Raw genomic sequence first — 2,348 nt, forward strand, 5'->3', positions numbered from 1 at the left:
TCCTCTTCAACCTCGGCGAGATGGCCACGGCCACCGAGTCGCTGGATGAGGCCACCTTCGAGGTGCTCGGCGAGGAGCTGGGCTACAAGATCCAGATGGTGTCGCCCGAGGACGAGGACAAGGAGCTCCTCGAGGGCTTCGGTCTCGACCTGGAGGGCGAGCTCGACGCCGAAAGCGGCGAGGATCTCGAGATCCGGCCGCCGGTGGTCACCGTCATGGGTCACGTCGATCACGGTAAGACCCGTCTGCTCGACGCGATCCGCCAGTCCAACGTCATCGAGGGCGAGGCCGGCGGCATCACCCAGCACATCGGTGCGTATCAGATCTGGACGGAGCACGACGGCATCGACCGCGCGGTGACCTTCATCGACACCCCGGGTCACGAGGCGTTCACCGCCATGCGTGCCCGTGGTGCGCAGGTCACCGACATCGCGATCCTCGTGGTCGCCGCCGACGACGGCATCATGCCGCAGACGGTGGAGGCGCTGAACCACGCGCAGGCCGCTGGTGTGCCGATCGTGGTCGCGGTCAACAAGGTCGACAAGCCCGAGGCCAACCCGGGCAAGGTGCGCCAGCAGCTCACCGAGTACGGACTGGTCGCCGAGGAGTACGGCGGCGAAGTCATGTTCGTCGACGTCTCGGCACGCCAGGGCACGGGCATCCAGGAGCTCGTCGACGCCGTCCTGCTGACGGCGGACGCGGGTCTGGACCTCACGGCGAACCCGAACAAGGACGCCCGTGGTGTCGCCATCGAGGCGAAGCTCGACAAGGGCCGCGGTTCGGTCGCCACCGTGCTGATCCAGTCCGGAACGCTGCGCGTCGGCGACTCGATCGTCGCGGGCACCGCCTACGGACGCGTGCGCGCCATGCTCGACGAGAACGGCGACGCGGTGGAGTACGCCGCACCGTCGCGTCCGGTGCAGGTGCAGGGTCTGAACTCGGTGCCGCGTGCCGGCGACGTGTTCATCGTCACCGAGGAAGACCGGATGGCGCGCCAGATCGCTGAGAAGCGTGAAGCCGTGCAGCGCAACGCCCTGCTCGCCAAGGCCCGCAAGCGCATCTCGCTCGAGGACTTCACCCGAGCGCTCGAAGAGGGCAAGGTCGAGACGCTCAACCTCATCATCAAGGGCGACGTGTCCGGTGCCGTCGAGGCGCTGGAGGAGTCGCTGCTCAAGATCGAGGTCGACGACTCGGTGCAGCTGCGCATCATCCACCGCGGTGTCGGTGCGGTCACGGAGTCGGATGTGAACCTGGCGACGATCGACAACGCGATCATCGTGGGCTTCAACGTCCGCCCCGACACGAAGGCGCGCGAGCGTGCTCAGCGTGAGGGCGTGGACATCCGCTTCTACTCCGTCATCTACAACGCGATCGACGAGATCGAGAGCTCGCTCAAGGGCATGCTCAAGCCGGAGTACGAAGAGGTCCAGTCGGGTGTCGCCGAGATCCGCGAGGTGTTCCGCTCCTCGAAGTTCGGCAACATCGCCGGTGTCATCGTCCGCTCCGGAACGATCACGCGCAACGCCAAGGCGCGCGTCATCCGCGACGGCGTCGTCATCGCCGATGGCCTGGCCATCGAGTCGCTGCGCCGCTTCAAGGACGACGTCACCGAGGTCCGCACGGACTTCGAGGCGGGTATCGGCCTGGGCAAGTACAACGACATCCAGATCGGCGACGAGATCGAGACGACCGAGCTCGTCGAGAAGCCTCGCGGCTGATCGAGTCCAAACGATGTGAGGGGCGCCGCGAGGCGCCCCTCATTCGTCCTCAGAGGGAATGGGAACATGGCTGGAGAACGACAGGCACGACTCGCGGATCGCATCCGCGTCATCCTCGCCGAGCGCCTCGAGAAGGGGCTGCGCGATCCGCGGCTCGGGTTCGTGACCATCACGGAGGTGCGTGTCACGGGCGACCTGCAGCACGCATCGGTGTTCTACACCGTGCTCGGCACGGATGAGGAGCGCGTCGCCAGCGGCGCCGCGCTCACCTCGGCCACCGGACTGCTGCGCAAGGAGGTCGGTCGTCAGCTCAACGTGCGCCTCGTGCCCACGCTCGAGTTCATCCCGGATGCACTGCCCGAGAGCGCCGGTCACATCGCCGACCTTCTGCGCGAGGCGCGCGAGCGCGACGCCGAGGTGGCGAAGCTGGCGGCTTCGGCGACGCACGCCGGCGACGCCGACCCGTATCACCGCGACGACGACGACGAGGACTGACGCCGATCCCGCTCAGCGGGGCAGCCGAAGCGTTCCGTCTGCCGCCTCGACGAGCCCGTCGGCGATGAGCGAGTCGATCGCGCGGTCGCGCTGAGCGGCATCCGGCCAGTCGGCGACGACCGCCTCCGTCGCCAG

At 67.7% G+C, this 2,348-nt stretch carries 2 protein-coding genes and 1 pseudogene; 2 read left to right on the forward strand and 1 reads right to left on the reverse strand.

Annotated elements, in window-relative coordinates; genetic code table 11:
* Together infB and rbfA are read left to right on the forward strand one after the other, a co-directional pair.
* A partial coding sequence (gene infB, locus RT309_RS14755; protein WP_313358250.1) for a translation initiation factor IF-2 occupies positions 1-1,718 on the forward strand: 1,718 nt, incomplete at its 5' end.
* Between the two features lie 66 nt (positions 1,719-1,784).
* Complete coding sequence (gene rbfA / locus RT309_RS14760; protein WP_313358252.1) at positions 1,785-2,213, forward strand: 30S ribosome-binding factor RbfA; 429 nt, start codon at positions 1,785-1,787, stop codon at positions 2,211-2,213.
* A gap of 12 nt (positions 2,214-2,225) precedes the next feature.
* On the opposite strand, the pseudogene RT309_RS14765 reads toward rbfA, so the two are convergent.
* Positions 2,226-2,348, reverse strand: a pseudogene (locus RT309_RS14765) (A/G-specific adenine glycosylase); the annotation flags it as partial.

The sequence above is a fragment of the Microbacterium sp. genome (assembly GCF_032084865.1).
Lineage (GTDB): Bacteria > Actinomycetota > Actinomycetes > Actinomycetales > Microbacteriaceae > Microbacterium.